This window comes from Streptomyces sp. NPDC048278, from assembly GCF_040652195.1.
Taxonomy (GTDB): domain Bacteria; phylum Actinomycetota; class Actinomycetes; order Streptomycetales; family Streptomycetaceae; genus Streptomyces.
Genome location: NZ_JBEZLP010000071.1, coordinates 1 through 21,853, shown reverse-complemented (window position 1 = coordinate 21,853; position 21,853 = coordinate 1). Strand labels below are relative to the sequence as shown.

Sequence of the window (21,853 nt, the reverse complement as noted above, 5' to 3'; positions counted from 1 at the left end):
CGATCAACCTCGCGGTCAGCGAGATCCGCAGGCTGCGCCGCCGCGCCGCGGCCCTGCTGCGCCTCGGCGCCCAACGCCCCCAGCCTCAGCCTCAGCTCACGGCGCAGACGGCCGGCGTCGCCGAGATGCTGCGCCGCGTACCGGTGAACCAGCGCCCGGTCCTGTTGCTGCACGACGTGCTCGACCTGCCGATCGAGCAGGTCGCCGAGGAGTTGGGACTGCCGGTGAGCACCGTGCGGGGCAGGCTCGCCCGGGCCCGCGCGAACCTGGCCCGCCACCTGGCCGCCGATCCGGAAGGAGCTCTGTCCCGCCATGACCGACCCTGAGAGCAGGCTGCGCCGCCTCGTCGAGGAGGGCACCCGGGCCGCCCGGCGACCGCTGGGAGCGAGGCGCGAAGCCGACCCGGTCGCTGGAGGAGGAGAAGTCCCTGGCACAGCCGCAGACGACCGCGACGGCCGACGCCACGTACGCGCTGCTCTCGGTCGACGCGCTCGCCACCGGATCCTTCGAGGCAACGGTCACCATCCCGGCCGGTCCCGTGGCCAGCACACCCAAGTTGTGGGCACGCTGCCGGACCACGGCCCCCGTCCGCCAGCTCACCCAGTACACCTCGATCACCGTGGACAAGAACTGACGGGAGCGTGGAGTTCATGTCGGGGGCGCTCGGCCGAACCGGACCCGGTCCGCGCAAGGCCTGCGGTCGCGTGTCTCTGGTCCTGGGACGGGTACGGCGGTCGCCGGGAAGCATCGAACACCAACATTGCCCGTTTGTCGGCGAAATGATGCCCCCAGGTATGAGCGGGGCCGCATCGGGCGGCGCACTGGGTTAAGTTCGGTGCTCAGGGGTCCGATACCGACCGTGAGCCGAGCTACGGCAGGTCGTGCGCTCGTTGAACTCCCCAATCCGGCAGGGGCGTTGCCAGACCGGCTCGCGACTTGCCCGCAAACTCGAAGGAGGCTCGCCTTGTCCCCGAAGCCGGAATCCGTCGGTTCCTCCGACACCTCGGGTGTCCGCCGCACCCTCGGGTTGCCCGCGGCGGGCACCGCGGCGTCGCCGGACCCGACTCCGGCCCGCGAGTCCGGATCGCCGCGTCAGCCCGACTCCCCTTCGCCTCAGCCACCGTCGGGCAGGTGGTCCAGGTGGCGCGCACAGGTGGCCAGAGCCTCCGGCCCTGCGCTGTGGGACGACACGGGCCACAGCGCAGAGCCGAACGTCGTCGCCCCCACCGAGCCTTTCCAGCCGTTCCGGTCACGACACCCACGCCTGCCCAGCGATCCGCAACCCGTTGCGGCCGCGCCGATGACCAGGGCCAGAAGGCTGCTTCCGGCCGCGGTCATCGGCGGGGCGGCACTACTGTCCATCCCGTTCGTCGTAGTGGCCACGGAATCGCACAGGACCACCGGACACTCCCGGACCTCAGCGGACGACGCGCCCCTCGGCCCGGACATCGGGCAGTCGGTCACGCACATGTCCGCCTCCGGGTCGCCCTCGCCGGCATCCCCGAGCGCGAGCGCCTCACCACCGGCCTCGCCGCGCACCAGCGCGACCCCACCACCGGCCGCCGCTCCCGTGCATCCGCGCACACAGGCCCAGCCGACTCACCGAAGCCACGCGAAGTCCTCGTCCCCCGCCCCGTCGGTCCCCGTCGCTTTCACCGGTGTCGACCAGGTGCTGCTGAAAAACCTCGCCACCGGACTCTGCGCCGACATACCGAATTTCGAACAGGGCAGTATCAACGGGCCTGTGAACCAGTACTACTGCCGGCCCGGCGCCACGGACAACCAGATGTGGGCCTTGCAAGTGGTGGACGGCCTCAAGGGGCCCGGCGGCGAGGCGCTGTTCATCATCCGCAACCACAAGGACAACCTCTGCATGGACATCCCCGACTACGGTCCCGACCCGGCCGGTACCAAGGTGTCGGAGTACCCGTGCAACCTCACAACCCAGGACAACCAGTTGTGGTACCTGGCGACCGGCGACCAGCACCACTACCGGATCAGGAACTACGCGAGCAGCGGGCTGTGCCTGCGCGTCACCGGAGGCCCGGGCGCGGGGCACGACGCGCGACTCGACATGAACGCCTGCGACTCGACCGACGACGACTGGGCCTGGACGACCACCGCGTGACGGCTGCGACCCGTCACCAGGTGAAGACGGTCTTGCCGAACACACTGGAGGCGAGGAGCCGTTCGAAGCCGCGCCGCGCCTCGGGAAACGGGAGGACCTCGGCGATGTCCGGACGCAGGTCGTGGTGCAGCATGAACTGGCACAAGCGCTGGAATTCCTCCAGCGTCCCCGACGTCGAACCGACGATGCGCAGTTCACTCCAGAAGACCCGGCTCAAATGGGCGTTGGCGTCCGCCCCGGTGGTGGCACCGGTGACCACGATCGTGCCGCCGGGACGCACGGAGCGAAGTGAGTGCGACCAGGTGGCGCGCCCGACGCTCTCCATGACCGCGTCGACCGGTTCGGGCAGTGGTGGCCCGACGGGGAACGTGGCGTGCGCGCCGATCGCCTCGGCCTTGGCGAGTCTGCCCGGGTCACGGCCGGTGACCCAGACACGGAACCCGGCGGCGCGCGCGAGCCGGATCAGCGCGGTGGACACGCCGCCCCCGGCTCCCTGGATCAGCACCGTCTCGCCTGGCCGTAGACCGGACTTGGTGAAGAGCATCCGGTAGGCGGTCAGCCACGTGCCGCTCAAGCAGGCGGCCTCCTCGTGGCTGAGCCAGGCGGGCTTCGGCGCGAGCGAGTGCCGTGGTACCGACACGTGTTCGGCGAATGTGCCCGGTAGATCCTCGCCGAGCAGGGTGCGGGCCGGATCGCGCACCGGGTCGTGGCTCCAGCGGGGTTCCACGATCATGGCACCGGCCACGACTTCGGCGCCGTCCTCGGCGACGCCGGAGGCCTCGCCACCGAGAATCACCGGATAGCGGTCTGCGGACCGGCCGGAGCCCTTCAGCGTCCACAGGTCGTGGTGGTTGAGCGCGGCAGCCCTGACGGTGACGGTGACTCGGTCGGCGTCGGAGGGGGCGGGTTCCGGCTGCTCCCCGATACGCAGGGCGCTCAATGGATCGGTGGAGGAGGGCCGGTCGGCGTAGACGGCACGCATGGAGTCCGTTTCGGTCGGTGGTCGGTGGTCGGTGGTCGGTAGAACCTACGGCGCGTACTCGTGGCCGACGGCGAGGTCGTAGCCGACCACCCTGGTCCGGGCGGTGGCGTAAACCCGGTCCGTGTCCCGGACCTGGCCTGCCGGGTAGATTTGAGTCCCTGTCCGACCAGCGCGGCGTGCATGAGCAGGCGGAACCTCCGGTCACGTGGGCTCCTTCCGGCCGGGCGGTACCGCCAGGTCGCCCGCGGCGAGTCGGCGGCGGGCCTCGGCGGAGGTCAAGGTGCTGATGTGACCGGGCAGTTCGCGGCGGTAGGCGGCGCGGGCGGCCCGGAGCCGGGGCCCGGCGAGGTGGCGTTTGAGCAGTTCCACCGCCTCCCGGGGCGCCCGTGCGATCCGATCGGCGGCCCTGCGGGCCTGCACCGGTACCGCGTCGTACGCGACGACCTGAGGCCCGGCACCACGCGCGGCCAGTTCCCGACCCCGGTAGGGGCGTGCCGTGTACAACATCTCGGTGCCCAACTGCCGGCCGAACACGGCGGGCAGCAGGTAGGTCGAGCCCAGGCAGGGAGTGAAGCCGTAGCTCATGAAGTTGGCGGCGTAGCCAGAGGAATCACTCAGCACCGTCAGATCCGCGTAGAGCGCGAGCAGCAGACCACCGCCGACCGCGCCGCCTTGGGCCGCCGCTATCACCGGCAGCGGACAGGTCGCCGGCGCCGTGACGAAATCCCAGGCCAGCGGGGTACGGACCGGTCCCTCGACGACCAGATCGTCGTATGTACCGCCGGAGCAGAAGATCTCCGGCCGTCCGTAAAGGACGATGGCCCGCGCGGGCGTCTCCTCGTGGACGTATCGCAGCGCGCGCGGCAGTGCGTCCCGCAGGGCAGCCGTGATGCCGTTGCGGTGTGCCGCGTCGTCCAGTGTGACTTCGGCGACCGGGCCGTCCAGCCGGACGCCGACACCGCCGCCCTCCTCCCAGCCGGTCACCGCAGTACCCCCTGCCGTACCAGTTCGTCCAGCCGCTCGCGCAGGCCCGGGCGGGCCAGGTGTTCGCGGAAGAGCCGCGTGGCGTGTTCGGGGCCGAAGGAGTCCGGAGGCGCGAGCCGGTTGGCGTACTCCTTGAGTGCCGCCGTCGCACCGGGGTCGGCGCGACGCAGCGCTCGCAGCACTTGCCGCAAGGTACTTTCCGCCTCTTCTCCGGTGTGGTCGGCGAGCCCGGCGTCGGCCGCCTGCCAGGCATCCAGAGTGCGCGCGGTGAGGGCCATGGTGACCGCCCGGTGGTGGCCGATCCGGCGTGCCAGCACCGGCAACAGCAGCGCGGGCAGCAGGCCGAAGTGCAGTTCGGTGACCCGGAACCGGGCGCGCGGCCCGGCCACCAGAAGGTCGCAGGCGGCGCACAAGGCGAGGCCGCCGGCGAATGCGTCGCCGTCGACGAGGGCGACCGTCACCAACGAGCTGCGGGCCAGCCGCAGTGCCAGTTCGACCAGCCGTTCCTGGGCGTCAGCCGCCTCGTTCGGCAGGGTACCTCCGGAGAGCGGCATGCCGGTACAGAAAACGCCCGGCTGCCGGGAGGCGATCACCAGCACCCGCGCCGACATGTCCGCCTCGGCGGCTTCCAGAGCCGCCGTCAGCTTCGCCAGCGTCGCGGCGTCCAGGCCCGGCCGGGTCAGCTCCGCTCGTACCACGCCGCCGCCGGTGGCGACCACCGTGACCACGGGCCCGCTCACCGCGCCGGGCCGATCTCGGTGTACACCCGCCGGTGGTCCTCGATCTGTTTCAGGACCACCAGCGATTCCGGCGCCCCTGCCTGCGCCGCGAACTCCCGCACCATGCCCAGATCAGGCCGGTGATCCGGCACGCCGGGCCACAGCTTCTCGGAGGCGTCCGCGATCCCGTCGTAGGCGGCGACGTCCAGCCGCACCCGCCGCTCCAGCGCCGCGGCCGTGCCCGACTCCTGCCACGGCCGTCCGGCGGCGGGCAGCAGCAACTGGCTGGAGAACTCCGATGAGCAGCCCGATCCGTAGGAGAACAGACCGACGCGCACCGGGTCCGATTCCGGCGCCACGTGGTCGACGACGCTCAGCAGCGCCAGCAGCGCGGTGGCCGCGTAGGCGTTGCCGACCTGGGCGGGATGGCGCAGGGAGGCGGCGAGCCGCTGCTCGAAGTCCTCGGTGATCTCCTGCGGGGAGATCCGCGCCAGGCTCCGCAGCAACGAGCGGTGTGCGCCCTTGACCGCGCCGGGGAACGGCGTGTGGAACGCCAGGTGCGCGAAGTCGGTGAAGAAGTCGGTGCCCGGCCGACGCCGCGCGTAGTCGGAGTAGGCGCTCTTGAGGCAGTCGACATACGACAGCAGGGACAGATCGCTGTCCCAGACAAGGTCGTGGGGGGTGGGGCGGTAGACGTCGGCGACCTCGAACGCGCAGTAACCGGCGGCGCCGGGTTCGGCCCGGGTCAGGCGGGGTTCCGGTCCCACCAGCACGGCCAGGGCGCCGGCGCCCTGGCTGGGTTCGGCCATGCTGCCGCGGACCAGTTGCGGCACGTCGCAACCGATCACCAGGGCACGGGCATCCGGCGCGACAGCGGTCGCCATGTGCGCGATGGCCAGCTGAAGTGCGGCGACACCGGCGTAGCAGGCCTGCTTGACCTCGAACAGACGGCAGGTACGCGGCAGGTCCAGCAGGCGGTGGATCCACGTGGCGGCCGCCTTCGACAGGTCCACGCCCGACTCGGTGCCCACCACGAGGAGTTCGATCGCCTCCCGCCGGGCGGGAGTGAGCCGGGCCAGCAGGGGGCGGGCGGCGTTGACCGCATAGGTGATCACGTCCTCCCCGGGCAGAGCGACGGTCTTGCGCACCATCATCAGGTTCGCCATGCGTTCCGGCGCCAGCCCCCGCGCGGCGAACAACTCGTCCACCTCCAGGCCGGCCAGCCCCAGATAGGCGCTCATGTCTTCGATACCGATCGGTTTCACGGCAGTTCGCTCCTTGGCGTCAGGGCCAGCACGAGAGAGGCGTTGAGCCCGCCGAAAGCGAAGCTGTTGCTGACCGCGACCCGCAGCGGAGCGGACCGTGCTTCACCGATGACGTGCCGCAGCGCCGGTTCCAGAGGGCTGTCGAGGTTCGGGGTCGCATGGCAGTAGCCGCCGCGCAGTTGCAGCAGGGTGGCGATCGCCTCGACCAGTCCTGCGGCGGCCAGGCCGTGACCGGTGACCGCCTTGGTCGCGTTGACCAGCGGGCCGCCTCCTGGGCTGCCCAGGACCCGGCGGATCGCGGTGGCCTCACTGCTGTCACCGGCCACCGACCCCGTCGCATGCGCGCTGACGTAGTCGACGGCAGTGCCGGGCAGCCGGGCCCGCTCCAGGGCGGCGGCCATCGCGGCGGCCTGCCCGTCCGGATCGGGGCCGGTGCCGCGCCGCCCGTCGGTGGTGACGCCATGGCCGAGAAGCAGGCCCAGGCGCCTGCCACGGCGCGGCACCGCGCCGTCGGTCTCCAGCAGCACGGCTGCCGCCATGTGGGCCGGCGCGAACCCCCGGCGGGCGACGTCGAACGGGCGGCAGGCCAGGGCCGCGTCGTCCCCGGCGGCCAGCCGTACCATCGCGCCGGAGCGGACGAACGCGCCCATGTCGGTGGCGGCGAGGTCGGTGACCGGTGCGACCACCAGGCAGCGTTCCGCGCAGCCGCCGCGGATCATCCGGTCGGCGTGGATCAGTGCCAGCGTTCCGGCGGCGGAACTTCCGCCTATCTGCCAGCCCTCACCGGTGCACCCGGTGACTTCGCCGACCGCGCCGAGGACGTCGGTGTCGAACAGGTCCAGCAAGTGTCCGGCCGGGGTGGTCTCCGGGGCCTCGGCGTACGCGACGGCGGTACGGGCGTGCTGGGCGAGGGCCAGGTTGTTCCCGGCGACGACGACCGCGGTACGACCGCGTTCGGCGGGAGTGAGAGCGGCCCGGGTGACTGTCTCCAGCGCCGTGCAGCAGGCCGTCCACACCGGCAACGTGGCACGGGCGCACACCCTCATCAGCCGGCGCGTATCAGCTGGATCCAGCCAGGCGCGGTCCGCCGCCCACTGCCGCACGTCGGGACCGCGCAACAGGGCAGCGGGCACAGTGGTGTTGCCCTCCCGGTCCAGAGGGACGGCGCTGAGCGCGCTTCTGCTCCGGCGCAGCAGCGTGTCGAGGTCGGCGAGCGTACCGGCGGCGGGGTGCAGGACGGAGGCTGCCACGACGGCGGCCTCCGCCGCGGCCGGCGTCACGTTCGACTGGTGCGTTCGCGCAGCAGGGCGCTCAGCTCCCCGAGGTCCGCCGTCTGCCGCAACTCCAGCGGGTCGACCGCGAGGCCGAGGTCCTCCATGGTGCGGGTGAGGATCTCGATCCTGTCCAGCGAGTTGGCGTCCAGGTCGCCCAGACTGCGGTCGGGGCGGATCTCCCCGGGATCCAGGTCGGGCAGAACGGTGAGGATGTTGCGGCGCAACGCCGCGTCGATACCGTGGCTCATGATGGCTCTCCTCCTGGAAGCCGGTGCGGCGCGGGGGTCACCCGGCGTTCGCGGCCACGTAGGCGGCGAGTCGCCCGACGGACGGGTGCTGGTGGATGACCTCGATGTCGGCCCGTATCGCGTACTCCTGGTTGATGACCGCGGACAGCTCCGCGCTCAGGATCGAGTCCAGTCCCAGCTCGGAGAACAGGACGTCGTCGGCGATCTCTTCCGGGTCGCAGTAGAGGATTTCGGCGATGTGTCGGCGCAGCACGTCCTGGATCTCCTGCACGGCGATGGGCATGGGAAATCTCCTTTCGGCATGGGTCCGGCGGACCGTGGGCGGTGGGGTGACGGGCTTGGCAGGGCGGTCAGTTCATGGGTCGGCGCGTGTCGAACCAGTGGTGACGTCGCCGGAAGGGGTGGCCGGGCAGGCCTGACAGGCGGACCGGACCGGGTCCGGGCGGGACCGGCCATGCGGTGTCCCCGCCGGACAGCCAGCGGGCGGCGGCCGTGGCCGCGCCGGGGGCCAGTGCCGTCAGGGCCGCGGAGTCTCCGTCAGCGGCTACCGCCGGGTGACGGCGGCCGGCGGCGAGGGCGGTGAGGGCGTCGCGCAGTCGGTGTGGGGCGTCCGCGACGAGCACGCGGCGCTCGGCCAGTCCGTCCCGTCCGGTCTGCAGGGTCCGGGCCAGAGCGGGAAGGCGGCCGGGATCCTCGTCGGTGAGGGACCGCTCCAGCCCGGCGGCCAGCAGACGCAGGGAGTCCGGGCAGCCCGCACTGATCGGTACGGGGAGCGGGCCGTACCCGGCGGTGGGGGCCGGGCGGTCGGGGGCGTCCTCCAGCAGCGCGCACGCGATGGCGCCGCCGATGCCGAAGGAGTTGACGGCCAGGCGCCGTACGTCGCCGTTCGCCGGCCATGGGACCGGGTGGTCGGCCAGTGCGATCGGCACGTCACCCCAGTCGATGGCGGGGTCACGTCCCTGGAGCCCGGGGATCGCGGGGATGAGGCCGTGGCGCAGGATCAGGACGCTCTTGACGACGCCGAGCAGGCCGGCGGCCATCTCCAGGTGGCCGATGTTCGCTTTGAGGGTGCCGACCCAGAGCCGGCCTCCTGGCCCGCCTGCCGGCCGTTGTCCCCCCTCCTGGCCGGCGAGCGCCGCGGCGAGCCCCTGGATCTCGGATCTGTCGCCGCTGGTGCCGGTGCCGTGCGCCTCCAGGTGCCCCAGGGAGTGCAGCGGCACGCCGCTGGCGCGCGCGACCCGGGTGAGGAGCCGGGACTGCGGCTCGGATGCGCTGCCGGTCAGTCCGCCGGCCCGCCCGTTGTGTGCGAGGGCGATCCCCCGTATCACCGCCTGTACCGGGTCGCCGTCGGCGAGTGCGTCGTCGAGGCGCTTGAGGATCAGGCAGGCCGCACCGTCGCCACGGATGTATCCGTCATGCCTGCCACTGAACGGCACCGACCTGCCGGTGGGGGACAAGGCGCCGGTGCGGTAGGCGGAGGACGTGTAGAAGCCGTTGGTGGTGATGTTGGCGGCCATCACCGCCGCCAGTGGGAACTCGCGGGTACGCAGCCCTGTCATGGCGGGGGCCAACACCGACAGCCCGGAGGCGCAGGCGGCGTCCATCACGTAGCTGGGGCCGGTCCAGTCGAACTGGTGGGAGATCCGGTTGGCGACGAACGCCATCAAGGTGCCGGGAAGCGCGGCCCCGTCCACTCGGCCGGCGGCGACCATCCGCTCCCGGTAGTCCGACATACCGGCGGCGGCGAAGACCGCCACATCGGTACCGCAGAGCGTGTGGGGGGCGATGGCGGCGTCCTCCAGCGCGTGCCAGGTCAGTTCGAGCAGCGTCCGCTGGTGCGGGTCCATCCACGCGGCCATGCGTCGGGAGATACGGAAGAACTCCGCGTCGAACGCCGCCGGGTCCTCCAGCAGGGCGGCCCGCATGGGCTCTGCCGCAACCGGTCCGGGATCTATGGAGGGAAGCCGTTCCGGTGGCACATCCTTGATTGCGCACTCAGCGCGGGAAAGTAAATCCCACAAAGACCTGCTGTCCTCCCCGGCCGACGTACGGCAAGCCATGCCGATAACAGCGACAGGAATCTCTTCGGAGCGGAATCCTTTAACAACATTCCGGTTCACGGCGAAGACAGTACAACAGGATTCCCGAGCGAACTCGCCGGTGTGACATGCATCACTCCGGAGATTTTATATGGGTTCTGGGTGACCGCAGGAGGAGGATGTTTCACTAAGAGGAGCCGACAGTTCGGGTCCAGGAATGGTCTTTTGGTGGGAGATGGCTGTGCGCTCCACCCCTTTGGTTATCAATCAGCTGCTGGACCCCTATCGACACTTCGGGCGCCTGCGCGCACTCGGCCGGGTGGTGCGGATTCACACCGCATTCGCCGGCGAGGCCTGGATCGTCACCCGGCACCGGGACGTCCAGGCGCTGGCCGTCGACCCGCGGCTGAGCGTCGACCACCGTCGGCACGCCGGGCCGGCGCTACGCCGGCGGCTGGACGCCTTCCGCTTCCAGTGGACCGACGGCCTGCCGCCGCATGTCGGCACCGTCGACCCGCCCGACCACAGCCGACTACGGCGGCTGATCTCACAGGAGTTCACCCCAGGCCGTGTCGAGGCACTGGCGCCACGCATCGAGGACCTGGTCAACGGGTTTCTGGACGCTGCCGGTGACGGCCCGTTCGACCTGATCGCCGACCTCGCCGAACCGCTGCCGGCACTGGCCGTCGCCACTCTGCTCGGCATGAACGACGAGGATGCGCTCTCCCTGCGCCCCCTGCTGCGGGAACTCACCCGGCTACCGGTCGACGACGCGGCGATACACCGCGTGGAGCAGGCCAGGCAAGAGCTGGTGCGGTACGTCGGGAGCCGGGTCCTGGAGAAGCACCGCACCCCGGACGACGGACTGCTCGGAGCCCTCGCACGGGCACGCGAGGACGACCGGCTCTCCGCCGCCGAACTCACCTCCATGGCCGCGATGCTCTTCGCAGCGGGCGCGGAGACCACCACGCACGTTATCGGTTCCGGAATTCTCCTCCTTCTACGGCATCCGGACCAGCGCGACATGCTGGTCCGGAATCCGCATTTGGTCCCCGCGGCCGTCGAGGAATTTCTCCGCTACGAGAGTCCGGTGACTCTCGGCCTTATCCGTTATGCAGCGGACGACATCGAAATCGGCGGAACTATCATTCCACGCGGCGATCTGGTCTTCCTCGGGGTGGCCACAGCCAACCATGACGACGAGCGTTTTCCGGAACCCACGAAGTTCGATGTCGAGCGGACCGAAAACGCGCACGTGACCTTCGGGCACGGAATTCACTACTGTCTCGGTGCACCGCTTGCCAGGCTCGAACTGCGGATCACCGTCTCCGTTCTCCTGGAGCGCTTCCCCGGAATACGGCTCGGCTGTCCCGTGGCGGACGTCCCGTGGCAGGACTCCGCCCTGCGCGGCCCGGCGGCGCTACCGCTGCTCCTCGGCCCCGACCGTGGCCGCCGCTCCGACGCCCGAAGGTGACACCAGTCCCTGTCCCACGCCCAGGCCGTCCCGCGTCGCGCGATCACGTCGCAGACGTGCGTCACCCTCGGCCTCCGGTGGAGGGCTTCGTCGGCTCGCCCGACCTGAACCGGACGAGGATGCGGCCATCGTTCGACGGGTCGACCTCGTATCGGACGTAGAGCTTCTTCAGCTGCGGCTGACCGAGTATCGCCAGAACGCGCGCCCTGAGCTTCCCTCGGCCCTTGCCGGGGATGATCTCCACCAGGTCGGCGTTGGTCCCCGCCGCCTTGAAGATGATCTGGCGGACCGCCCGGTCGACGTCGCGTTCGTTCCTGAAAAGCGGATGCAGGTCCAGGGTGAGCGTCATCGGCTGTCACGACTCCAGTGATACGTCCGGGCCGGGGCATCCGCGGTCCTCAGCGCCCGCCCCGGCCACGTGTCGGATTCCAGAAGCTTAGTGGCCGGACGGCCGGCAGCGCCGTGGACTCGTCCGGACAGACAGTCACGGGCCGTACGGAAGGGCAGACCACGGGCCGCGCCGATCAGCTTCGCTCCGCCCGAGGGACGCCCACGAGAAAGCCCTCGGCCTCCTCGACCACGACCAGCGGCGCGGTGGCGACGGAACCGAAACGGTGGAGGCCGCCGTCCGCTCCGACCAGTACCACGGCAACGCCGAGCTCCCGCGCCACCACGGCCGCGGTCGCCCGCGCAACGGGCCCGGCATGCGCGTCGACCGCGAGCGCGAGCCGGAACTGCTCGGCCGCGGTCAGGTCCGCTTCCGCGGCCGCCGGCGCATCGCCCTCCAGCACCCCCCGCATCCGCCGCGCCTCGGTCAGAGCGGCCCCGGCCCCGGTGAACGCGTCGACGGGGATGCCGTGGCCGGGGGCGATGAGCGGTGCGCCGTCGGGGAGATCGCCCGGTGTCACCCGGTCCGCCACCCATGGGTACAGCGCCCCGTCCGGCACGCCGCCGAGATCGCCGCTGTAGCGCAGCGCGTGTGCGAGAGCCGCGCCGAACCCTCCCTCGCCGTCCGCCACCCGGCGCAGGTCGAGCGGGGCGCCGTCCAGGACGGCGGTGTCCGGGCCGGTCCGCCGGTAGGCGTCGGGAACGGCGAGCTGGTAGTGGCGGTCGGCCAGGCTGAGCACGAGGTGGGCCCTCTGCCGCCCGTCGTCACGCGGGCCGAAGTCCTGGAAGCCGCCGTCGCCGCGGACCACGGTGACCCGGACGCCGAAGTGGCGGGCGGCGAGCACGGGCCACACGTCGGCGCCCGCGTGGTCCCAGCCGCGATCGGCGGTGGCGCTGCCCGACCGGGCCAGCTGAGCGGCGGCGAGCCCCGCCCTGGCATCGTCATCGAGGTGCAGGGCGTGCGGGATCAGGCCGCCGAGTCCGTCGAATTCGCGACGGGCAGGCGTGTCCTGGCCCAGGTCGACCCCGGCGGTCGTCAGTTCGGCGGCCGTGAACGTGTCGTCGGTGTCCGGGGCGACGAAGGCCAGCAGATCGGCATCGGCCGGGTCGGTGAGTCCGGCGGCCATGACCTCCGTCAGCCTTGACACGATCGCCGCCGGATCGGCGAGGTCCGCTCCGCCGTCCGCCAGGGCCTGCGGGGCGAATCGCCGCAGGCCCTCGGCGAAGGCGTGGAAGAAGGCCCTGCCGTCCCCGGGCACGTCGTGCAGCGTGTAGGTGACGCCCTCGGGTGAGGTGAGCCGGGCCTCAGGTCCGGTGCCGCCGGTCCGGGTGTAGGCGGGCCTGGAGGGGACGGCCGGCTTGGCGGGTTTCGGCGGTGGGGCGAAGACGACCTCGGGCGGCTCGGCGAGTCCGTCGAGGCTGCGGCGGCCGTCGTCGGTGGCGTTCAGCTGGTGCCACCGGGTGAGCTGGTCCGCGCCGAAGCGAACCCTGTGGTACTCCCGGGCGGCGCTGTCGGCGGCGCCGCGCAGGGTGTCCAGTTCGCCGCGGCGCCTGTCGAAGGCCCGGCGGGCGGCGTTCAGGCGGGCCGTTTCCGCGTCGAGCCGCCGGGCGGCCTCCTGATGGGACATCGTGGCCGCGTCGAGCCGGGCGTCTGCCGCCACTCCGGGGCCGGCGTCGACTGCCCGGTCCGGGGCCGCCGGCCCGGTGTCCGGATCAGCAGGCAGGCCGTGCGCCCGGGTGTCGTCGTGTGACCCGGTGCCGGCGCCCGGGTCCTGACGGCCCGTCGCCGCGACGGACCGCTCCCGGCCCTGTGCGTCGGCAGCCTGCCGGGCACGTTCCAGAGCCCCTGCCGCGGCCCGGGCCGCGCTCTCGGCGGCGTCCACCGCGCCGTCGGCGGCGTCGACCGCCTCGCGCAGCCCGACGGCACTGCGGCGCCGCTTCCAGTACGCCTTGTCGGCGTCGGTCCATGCCTTGGCGGCGCTCGCCACGGCGTCCCACGCCCTGCCGACCCGGGCGGGGAAGGTGGCGTCGCTGATCAGGCCCAGTTCGCGGGCGATGTCCTCCCGTACCCAGGCGATGGTGTGGGCCTGGCTGGTGACGTCCCGCTGGCCCGGCCTGGAATGCCCGAAGGTGCCGCGGACCAGTGTGCCGAGCGCGGAGTCCTTGATGCCCCGGTGCACGTCGGCGACGCTGAGCCAAGCGGTGGGGACGGCGAACAGGAAGGTGCGCCCGGTCTTGGGTTTGACGTTGATCGAGTCCAGCCGCTCGGCGCCGGTCGCGATGCCGTCACCGTCGGAGGTGTACGGGCCGGTCGTCCCGACGCCGTACTGGTTGAGTCCGGTGGCATCGGACTTCACCATGACGCCGGCGCCGACCGAGGAGTCCTGGACGCTCTCGCGCGCCACCGAGGTGACCGCCCCCTCTCCGGCCCGTTTGAGCACCTCCAGCTTCATGCCGTCGGCGACGGTCAGCAGCACCGCACGGCTCAGGTCGGGTTTGGAGTACAGCACCAGGGTCGCGCGGTCGGTACCGACCGGATGCTGCCGCGCCAGGCCCGGGACCGAGTAGCCGGTCTCCGAGACGGTACGGTCCCAGAAGGTGGTCAGCGCGGCGTTGCCGGTGCCGTCCTCCAGTGTCTGCGCGGAGCCGGTGCCCAGCCGGGTGAGACTGGTGTCCCTCGCCCTGCGGACGGCCTCCTCCTGGCTGCCGTGGTCGTCGAAGCGGAAGCCGTGGGCGTAGGACCTGGCGATCGCCACGTTGTTCGCCGCCTGGATGTTCTCCTGGCCGACGATCCGGCGGACGTGGAAGCCGTTGTCCGGGAAGGTGAACGGCTTCATGGTGCCGTCACCGTGCCGGGTGTCGGGATGCATCACCTCGGCGGCGCCGTCCAGCCGCAACCGCGGGTCCGTGCGCAGCGTCGGCGGCCCGAGCCGGGGGTCCGCGGGAGGCATCCCCTCGGCCGGCTCCGGCGTCATCAGGCTGAGCGGGACATGCTCGCGCAGGCTGCCCACGGCGCCCTCCTCGGTGATCGTCGTCCGTCCGGTGAAGGCCTTCCACGCCGCGGTGACGCGACCGCCCGTCCGTCCGGAGACCGGCGCCGGGTGGTCGTCCGCCTCCAGGGTGAGGCGCAGCCGGTACGGGGTGGTGACCTCCGCGTGCGGTTCGGTGGACGCGGCACGGTAGATGGTGACGCTGGTGGTGGTGTGCCCCGACGCCCGGGTACGCCGGGCGGAGCCTGTCTCACCGTAGGTGGGCCCCGCGGCCACGGCCGTCGGGTTTCCGGTGGCGACTCCTTCACCGACGATGACGCCCAGATCGGCGCCGGAGCTGAAGTCCGAGACGTCCTGGACGGTTTCGATGCCGCGCCGGCTCTCCTCCATCTCGGTGCTGTGGTCCAGCATCTCGAAGACCGGCTTTCCGGGGATCAGCTCGGCACGTGCCCGCACCGTCCGGCTGCCGACCCGGACACTCCCCTGTCCGAAGGCGCCCGCCCGCACCGGAACCGACGTCCCCGCCCCGGTCATCTCCTTGCCGAGGGCCCGCACGACCCGGGATGTCACCAGGGCGCGCACACTCTCCAGTCCGGCCTCGTCGAGGCCGAGCCGGCTCTGCACGGTGCGGTGGAAGGCCGTGAGGACATCGGTGGGGTCGAGCGCGTTGACCGGGTAGGTGCCGAAGGTGTTGCGGTCCAGCCACGGCTGGGGCAGCCAGCGCCGGGCCGTGTAGCGGGGCGCCTCCCCCATTCCGTCGTCGATCAGCCTCAGTTGGTGGGCGCTCTTCTCCGGGACGTGGGCGAGCCAGCCGCCCGGTACCGAGGTGGTCAGCCCGGCCGCTCCGGCGAGTGCGTTCGGTACGAAGCGGCGGCCGGCCGCCCAGCCACCGATCCGGCGGGAGGCCATCGTCATCCAGTGCTCGGCGGTGCCGGTGACAAGCACCTGGTTGCCGAACCCCTTGAGGTTCATGTCCGCCACGGCCGTGCGCACGATGATCTGCCCCTTGGCCGCCGAGGACGACCAGGGGCTGATGACGACGCCATAGGTGCCCAGCACCCCCGGCCCGACCCGCTGGGCCCTGGCGAGGACCGCCTGCCCGCCGAAGAAGACCGTGGTGGCCTTGCCCGACCTGCCCGCGGCCTGGCTGGTTCCGCCGAGCGTCGTCTCGGTGTCCATCGGCACCGGACCGGTCAGCGCCCGCAGCCCGCTCACGGTGGTGAAGTGGCGGAACGTCGCCCACAGCGACGAGTAGGGACTCTTGCCCATCAGTCCGGTGCCGCTCCACCCCAACGGCCCGGAACTCTGGTCGAAGTTGGCCGTCAGGTACTGAGGCTGGAAGGTGCGCATGACGGCCTCCCTGGTGGGAGCGCCCTCCTCGGTCAACTGCCAGGCACCGCCGGACGCGTCGCGCAGCACCTCGTGCGCGGCCTCGGCCAGCCGCGGTGATGCGACCACGCTGATCGTCACGAACGGATGCTGCTGAAGGTCGAGGAAGCCCTGTCCGTGCCGCTCGCCCGGGCGGCGGCGGACGTCGGCCCTTGCCAGCGCCCACGCCTCCCGCCGCGGGATGACCGTGGTGTCGAGACCGTCGCGCGATCCCGCGTACGGGTCGGACACGCCCGGCCCGTGCGGGTCGACGGCCGGGGCGTGCTGGTCGGGGATGCCGATGAGCACGCGGCCGAGTACCGGGCCGCCGCCCACCGGACCGCCGTCGGGCTCCTCGCCGATCAGCATCCCCTCCGGCCGGTGGAAGACGAACGGCCCGGTGCCCAGCAGGCCGAGTGAGGCGAGGCCACGCACCAGGCCGCGGAACCGCCAGTACCCGCCCTGGCTCGCGGTGAGCGAAAGGTCGTAGCGGTACAGATGGGACGGCTTGATGCTCACCGACATCGGCTCGAAGGTGGCGGTCGGACCGAACCCGGACTCGATCTCGGTCTGCCGGCCCGACCGCCAGCCCGCCTGTACGGTGCCCGCTTCGTCGGGGGCGCCGATGCCGGGGATCGCGTCCTTGTGCGCGTCACGGAAGCCGAGCGCGGCCTCGAACCCGTATTCCAGAGCGCGTTTTCCGCCCATCTGCCCGTCACGCCGTTCCATGCCGGGGGCGCTGTAGCGAAGTTTGACGTCCTTCTGAACGCCCTGGTAGGTCCGGTTGGTCAGCTCGCCGTGCAGCCAGATGTAGCGGTGGCCCTGCCCGAGGCGGCCGGGCTCGTTGAGCCGGATGCGGATGCCGGTGGTGGTGAGCGCCTCCAGTTGGCCGGACATGCTCTGGTGCGACAGCACACCGAGCACTTCGAGGGTGTTGGACAGCGCCGTCTGGTAGGCCTCGGCGTCGGGCCACCCGCGGGGCACCGGTTCGCCGCTCGCCTGCTGCACGCTGCCGGAGGCGAGCACCGTACGCAGCCGGTCGCCCAGGCTCGACCCGGCCGACGGCGCGAGCTGGTCGAGGGGCGCCACCAGTCCCGGATATTTCCTGGCCACGGCAGCGAGCACCCGGTCGGCGAAGTGGTCGAGCAGCGTGCGGCTCTCGCCGCCGACGTCGTGGACGCGGCGGCCGTCGTGATGCGAGAACTCCTCGACCCGGTGCATGCCGAGCGTCGGCGGCCGGTCGACGGTCAGATAGAGCGGTGCGAACGGTTCCGGCGCGCCGCTGTCCAGGGCGAGGCGGGTCATGTCGTCCCATCCGGCGAGCCGCCGAGCCTCGGTGCGGGTCATGCGGTCCACGCTCCAGGTGTGGAACTCCCGGGGCGGCGCGGTGCTTCCGCTGTGCCGTACCTGGACCGTCTTCTTGACCAGATACAGGCCGGTCGGGTCACCCTTGACCTGCCCGGCGGACTTGGTGCCGCCGGATCCGCCCTGGCCGGTCGTACGGGTGGACGTCAGCACGTAGCGGGCCGTGGGTCCGAACTGCAGGCGCAGGTCGAGCACTCCGCCGACCACGTCCAGGAAGTTGAACGCCGGCCCGGCGGCGGCTTCCAGTGTCACGACGACGCCTTTGGCGCGGCTTCGTTCACTGCGCACCGTGGAGGTGTTGATGTCCCGGAGTTCGGCGTCCGGCGTCTCGGTGACGAGTACCGCGCTGACCGGTACCACCCGCTCCACGACGAACACGCCGAGCGGTGTCTTCTGCTTGTCGTCGGCGAAGAGCGGCACGGTGGTGACCCGGCCGCCCGCCTGCGAGCGGGACATCCGGTGGAAGCTCTCGGTGGAGAAGAACGCGTCCAGCTCGCGGTAGGCGTTGCTGCCCGGCTTCACACCGACCTCGCCGGCCGCCCAGTCGCGGATCTTCGCGACCGGCCCGAAGCCCTCGGTCCGCACGAGCCGGTACTGACTGTCCTCGCCGAGCTCCATCAGCCGGGGAATACGCCCGGGCGCGGCCGGCGCGATCACGCTGTCGGGGAGCCGCACCCGCAGGCCGTGGCGCATGGCGAAGCCGAAGTCGGTCTGGTCGGGGCCGCCGCGGCCGGAGCCCGCCATGGTCCGGCCGTCCGCGTCGGTGACGCGGACGTGGTAGTACACGTGCGTCAGATAGACGTGGGAGCCGTCCAGAGTGCGGGTCTCCATCTGGTTGGTGCCCTGGTCGGTCTGTCCGTAACCGACCTTGTCGGTGAAGCCGATCCGTCCCGAGATCCTGCCGAAGCCGCCGGACACCGCGGTACTGACCGGGCCGAGCGGGCCACCGAGCGCGATCTGGACGGCGGTCGCCACGGACTTGCTCTGCCCGGCGCTCGTGACGGACCGGTGCATGGCGTCGATCTTGGACGGATTGCCGTAGTCGTCGGGAAACTTCTCCCACACCGGGTAGTTCCGGGCGGTGAGGTGCAGGACACGTGTCTGACCGTACTGGTTGGTGTACGTGAACTGGCGACCTTCGCCCGTCAGCCCCAGCGGCCGGTGCCTGAGCGTCCTGCGCACGGTCACCAGCAGACCGGATCCGTCGGACGGCCGCACGAGCGGCCGGCTCCGCAGCGCATCGTCGATCCACGCCACGGCTTGCTCGACACCTCGCAGCGCCACGTCGCTGTGCCCGAACGTGCCGGGGCCGTCGAGCAGTTCCCGCACCTGCTCGGCGGGGACATCCGGCAGAAGCGTGCGCAGGTCGTCGACGTAAGCGGGCATACGGGTGCCGTCCGGGAACCGGCGCGACATGGCGGGTATCTCGGCCGGCGGCGTGGCGTCGCGGACCAGCCTGGGCGGACGGGTCTCCTCCAGCGTGGCGTTGATCCACTGCTTGGCCTTCTGCCGCGGCTTGTCGTCGACCGCCGTCCCCGGCGCGTCGACGGGCCGGCCGCCACCCGGCGGCCCCGTCGGTGTGGGGACGGCTGACGGCATGTCCGGCCGCCCGGCGTCGTGAGGGGAGGACAGCCGCTGGAGGCGCAGGTCGTCGGGGTGCGGGTCCGCTGGGCGCGGGGCCTCCTCGCTCGATTCCTCACGGAGCGGGTTCTCGGGGCGCGGGTGGTCCGCCGGATTCCGCGGCGGTGCCGCGGAGACCGGTGGCGAGGCGTCGTGCGAGGAGGAGGCGCGCGGGGTGTCGGGGTGCGGGTCGGATCGGAGGGCGTCCAGTCCGTGCGGGCTCGGGACGGGATACCGTGCCGGATCGGTTGCGCTCCGTCCGGTCGGCAGCGGCTCACGGACGGCTTGCAACTCCCCCAGCAGCTCCGAAGCGGGCTGCGGGGTGAGACCGGGGCGCGCGCGGGGATCCGTGCCGGGCGCGGGACGCGGCACGTCGAGCGTGGTGCGCACGTCAGGGCCGCCGACGGCCGTGCCCGGCGGGTCGGGCAGGTTCCACTCCGGGCGGGCGGGGCCGGTGGCCGGCACCTCGGGGAACTCCAGCGGCTCGGCGACGTTCCGGACGCTGTCCGACGCGTCGACCTCGGACGTCTCGTTCCCGTCCACGCCCCGGTCGGGCGAACGCTCCTGTGCGGCCAGCGCGTTGTCGATGATCCGGTCCAGGCGTGCGGGATCCTCGGGTACGCCGGTGCTCTGGCTCAGTTCCCGGCGCAGCGCGGCCGTCTTCTCGTCGTACGACAGCGAGTCGTCCAGACGCCGCTCGAGCCGCGCCAGTTGTTCGCCGGTACGCGCGGCGTCCTCGGCCTGCCCGCGCAGCAGCTGCTCGGTGCGTTCGGCACTCAGGATGCCGATCCGCTCCCGTAGACCACGCAGCAGTGCCTGCCGTTCCTGCTCCTGTCGGCTCAGTTGCTCCTGGTATCCGGTGAGTGCCCGCTGTGCGTCGTCCGCCGACGCGGCATCGCGGATCAGGCGCCGTAACCCGGTCATGCGTTCGTCGCCGCCGTCGGGCAGGGAGTCGAGCCGTGCGCGCAGTTCCTCCTCGTCCGGAACCGCGCCGCGTGCGCCGCTGTCGTCGTCGAGCCGCTCCCAGCGTTCCCGCAGCAGCCTGTCCTGCCGGTACTCCTCCAGGTCGTGCAGCGCTCGCTCAGCCTGCCGGGGGTCGGCCGCGCGGTCCGCCCCGGCCCACAGCTCACGCTCCCGCTCGTCGCGGTCACCGCGGAGCGTGTCCAGCCGCTCCCACAGGTCCTGTTCGTGGTGCGGGGCCCGGTCTGAGCCCAGTCCGTCCAGCCGAGCGCGAAGCTCGCGGTACCGCTCCAGATCACTCAGTGCGTGCGACGCGTCCTGAGCGGTGGGAGCATCGGCGAGCCGCCGCACGAGCGATGCCTCCTGCTCCACGGCGCTGTCCGAGGACGCCAGTCGGTGCAGGCGGTCGTGCAGCGCCGCCGCCCGCAGGCGGTCGTGCAACTCGTCCCGCAACCGGCCCGCGTCGGCTCCGCCGCCGGCCGTGTCGATGTCCCGGCGCAGCCGCTCCGCCTCCGCGTCGAACGGCCGGGCAGCGTCCTCGCCGGACAGGACCCGAGCGGGCACCTGCCGCTCGGCATATGCGGTGTACTCACGTAATGTGCCGTCGAGCAGGTCCGGATCGGCTGCGCGCCGGGCACCGAGCACGGCGTCGGTCCGCTGCTGCCACTGCGTACGGGACGCACCCAGCTCGCCCAGTCGGCCGAAACCGCCGTCGACATGGCTGCGGAATGCCTCGAACCGCTGGTTCAGCACGCGCACATCGACGCGGACCCTGAGTTCTTCCAGGCTGCGAGCCGCCCGTGTCCAGTCGTTGGCCCGTACCGCGTCGGCGACGCGCTCGGCCGGCTCATGCCGCTCTGCCGATGCCATGCCCGCCTGCCGCGCCGTCTCGTCCAGCGTAGCGAGGCGGCGCCACACCCACTCCCGCGGCGAGGCCAACGCGGTGTCCGGAACGGACGGAGCGTCGTCGAGCGCGCGCCGGGGAAAGCCCGGCTCGCCGGCCGACGACGGTGGCGGGGCGTCCGGCTGCCCGGCACCCACCTCTCCACGCGGCACATCGGGCAGACTCAGCACACGGGCGTCGGTCGCCCACCCCGAAACAGCCGCGGGCGCAACCGCCACGGGGGACCCGGCATCACGCGCCGGACCGGGCACATCGGCGCCGCCGCTGCCTTCCGGGTCGGCCGTGGGCTCGAACGCCACGCCGGGAACCGCTTCGCGCACGGACGACAGCGACGTCCGCGGCGGAGGTCCGGCCGGGTGTCCGGGGTCCAGCGCCGGGCCGGCCGGCTCGTGGGGTCGTACGGGTGGGTGCGGGAGGCTGTCCGACGCCGGCCGGACACCACCGGCCCGTGCCACGGTCACTGGGGGAACCGTGGCCCGCGACCGGCCGTACGGTCCTGACGTCTCGCCGGGGCGTCGAGGCGTCCGCACGTCGGCGGACGGCTCCCGCAAGACCGCGGACGGCTCTCGCGAGACCCCGGTCGAGCCCGCGAGCCCGGCTGCGGAGACCGGAACATCTGGCTCCATCTCGTCGGGCCAGGTCTCCGCCGAACGGCGGCCCGACTCGGGAAGGCCGCTCACGGCCTCGGCGCCGAGCATCGGAACGTCACCGGCCCGGCCCGCCGACGCGCCAAGTCCGTCCGCGGACATCTGCGTGCCGGCGTGGAAGTCGAACGGCGCCTCCCCGTCGCGCGGTACTTCGCCGCCCTGCACCGGGAGGCTGTGCCGGTCCGAATCCGCGAGCGAGAGGTCGAACTGTTCCGGCGCCGAGGCCAAGACGTCGATGTGGGGATGCCCGTGTGCCGGGTCGACGCTCCCGCCGTCCTCGCTCAGGTCATGGCCGTCGTCGCGACCGGCTACCGGGGTGTCCGGGCGACCGACCTCACCGCCGTCCGCCCGTGCGACCGTTCCGACGGCGCTGGTCCGACCGCGCGGAATGTCCGATCGTTGGGCGGTCCCATCGGCCCCGTCACCCGAACCAGGAAGATCCGGCCGCTCCGACAGATCCGGCACGTTCTCAACAACCCCCTCCCCCTCACCACCACGC

15 protein-coding genes are annotated in these 21,853 nt (G+C 72.2%); 4 read left to right on the top strand and 11 right to left on the bottom strand.

The window, feature by feature from the left end:
• Nucleotides 1-326, top strand: a 326-nt coding sequence (locus tag AB0D74_RS50010; RefSeq protein ID WP_362603256.1) for a sigma factor-like helix-turn-helix DNA-binding protein, incomplete at its 5' end; no start/stop codon positions are given.
• 787 nt (nucleotides 327-1,113) lie between these two features.
• Here the strand turns inward: AB0D74_RS50010 and AB0D74_RS50005 are convergent.
• Complete coding sequence (locus AB0D74_RS50005; RefSeq protein ID WP_362603253.1) at nucleotides 1,114-1,539, bottom strand: hypothetical protein; 426 nt, start codon at nucleotides 1,537-1,539, stop codon at nucleotides 1,114-1,116.
• A 205-nt stretch (nucleotides 1,540-1,744) separates the two neighbouring features.
• Here AB0D74_RS50005 and AB0D74_RS50000 point away from each other — a divergent pair, with 205 nt between their 5' ends.
• Nucleotides 1,745-2,128: an RICIN domain-containing protein gene (locus AB0D74_RS50000; protein ID WP_362603250.1), complete on the top strand. Its 384-nt coding sequence runs from the start codon at nucleotides 1,745-1,747 to the stop codon at nucleotides 2,126-2,128.
• 13 nt (nucleotides 2,129-2,141) lie between these two features.
• Here the strand turns inward: AB0D74_RS50000 and AB0D74_RS49995 are convergent, their stop codons facing one another.
• The 8 genes from AB0D74_RS49995 to AB0D74_RS49960 form a co-directional block, all read right to left on the bottom strand.
• Nucleotides 2,142-3,110 (bottom strand): zinc-binding dehydrogenase, encoded by a 969-nt coding sequence (locus tag AB0D74_RS49995; protein WP_362603247.1) that lies wholly within the window; start codon nucleotides 3,108-3,110, stop codon nucleotides 2,142-2,144.
• A 201-nt stretch (nucleotides 3,111-3,311) separates the two neighbouring features.
• The gene (locus AB0D74_RS49990) at nucleotides 3,312-4,094 is read right to left on the bottom strand and encodes an enoyl-CoA hydratase-related protein (protein ID WP_362603245.1); all 783 of its coding nucleotides are present in this window, start codon (nucleotides 4,092-4,094) and stop codon (nucleotides 3,312-3,314) included.
• A complete protein-coding gene (locus AB0D74_RS49985; protein ID WP_362603243.1) occupies nucleotides 4,091-4,834 on the bottom strand; it encodes an enoyl-CoA hydratase-related protein in 744 nt (247 codons plus the stop codon). The genes AB0D74_RS49990 and AB0D74_RS49985 overlap by 4 nt, the downstream gene beginning before the upstream one ends.
• A complete protein-coding gene (locus tag AB0D74_RS49980; RefSeq protein ID WP_362603240.1) occupies nucleotides 4,831-6,078 on the bottom strand; it encodes a hydroxymethylglutaryl-CoA synthase in 1,248 nt (415 codons plus the stop codon). The genes AB0D74_RS49985 and AB0D74_RS49980 overlap by 4 nt, the downstream gene beginning before the upstream one ends.
• Nucleotides 6,075-7,328 (bottom strand): beta-ketoacyl synthase N-terminal-like domain-containing protein, encoded by a 1,254-nt coding sequence (locus tag AB0D74_RS49975; RefSeq protein WP_362603238.1) that lies wholly within the window; start codon nucleotides 7,326-7,328, stop codon nucleotides 6,075-6,077. Before AB0D74_RS49975 ends, AB0D74_RS49980 begins: the two co-directional genes overlap by 4 nt.
• A gap of 26 nt (nucleotides 7,329-7,354) precedes the next feature.
• Nucleotides 7,355-7,600 (bottom strand): phosphopantetheine-binding protein, encoded by a 246-nt coding sequence (locus AB0D74_RS49970; RefSeq protein ID WP_362603235.1) that lies wholly within the window; start codon nucleotides 7,598-7,600, stop codon nucleotides 7,355-7,357.
• A gap of 37 nt (nucleotides 7,601-7,637) precedes the next feature.
• Nucleotides 7,638-7,883 carry an acyl carrier protein gene (locus tag AB0D74_RS49965; RefSeq protein WP_362603232.1) on the bottom strand — a complete coding sequence of 82 codons (246 nt, stop codon included), beginning with the start codon at nucleotides 7,881-7,883 and terminating at the stop codon, nucleotides 7,638-7,640.
• Between the two features lie 67 nt (nucleotides 7,884-7,950).
• On the bottom strand, nucleotides 7,951-9,720 hold the full coding sequence (locus AB0D74_RS49960; RefSeq protein ID WP_362603229.1) for a beta-ketoacyl synthase N-terminal-like domain-containing protein: 1,770 nt from the start codon (nucleotides 9,718-9,720) through the stop codon (nucleotides 7,951-7,953).
• Between the two features lie 175 nt (nucleotides 9,721-9,895).
• Here AB0D74_RS49960 and AB0D74_RS49955 point away from each other — a divergent pair, with 175 nt between their 5' ends.
• On the top strand, nucleotides 9,896-11,113 hold the full coding sequence (locus tag AB0D74_RS49955) for a cytochrome P450 (RefSeq protein WP_362603226.1): 1,218 nt from the start codon (nucleotides 9,896-9,898) through the stop codon (nucleotides 11,111-11,113).
• A gap of 61 nt (nucleotides 11,114-11,174) precedes the next feature.
• On the opposite strand, the gene AB0D74_RS49950 is transcribed toward AB0D74_RS49955, so the two are convergent.
• Nucleotides 11,175-11,462, bottom strand: a complete 288-nt coding sequence (locus AB0D74_RS49950) for a Smr/MutS family protein (protein ID WP_362603223.1) — start codon at nucleotides 11,460-11,462, stop codon at nucleotides 11,175-11,177.
• 175 nt (nucleotides 11,463-11,637) lie between these two features.
• Nucleotides 11,638-20,859, bottom strand: a complete 9,222-nt coding sequence (locus AB0D74_RS49945) for a hypothetical protein (protein WP_362603220.1) — start codon at nucleotides 20,857-20,859, stop codon at nucleotides 11,638-11,640.
• 732 nt (nucleotides 20,860-21,591) lie between these two features.
• Between AB0D74_RS49945 and AB0D74_RS49940 the strand changes: the two genes are divergently transcribed.
• A partial coding sequence (locus tag AB0D74_RS49940; protein WP_362603217.1) for a hypothetical protein occupies nucleotides 21,592-21,853 on the top strand: 262 nt, incomplete at its 3' end.

Coding starts and splice junctions, on each gene's coding strand:
- AB0D74_RS49995 (WP_362603247.1), bottom strand. CDS start 3,110: ATGCGTGCCGTCTACGCCGACCGGCCCTCCTCCACCGATCCATTGAGC.
- AB0D74_RS49965 (WP_362603232.1), bottom strand. CDS start 7,883: ATGCCCATCGCCGTGCAGGAGATCCAGGACGTGCTGCGCCGACACATC.
- AB0D74_RS49970 (WP_362603235.1), bottom strand. CDS start 7,600: ATGAGCCACGGTATCGACGCGGCGTTGCGCCGCAACATCCTCACCGTT.
- AB0D74_RS49950 (WP_362603223.1), bottom strand. CDS start 11,462: ATGACGCTCACCCTGGACCTGCATCCGCTTTTCAGGAACGAACGCGAC.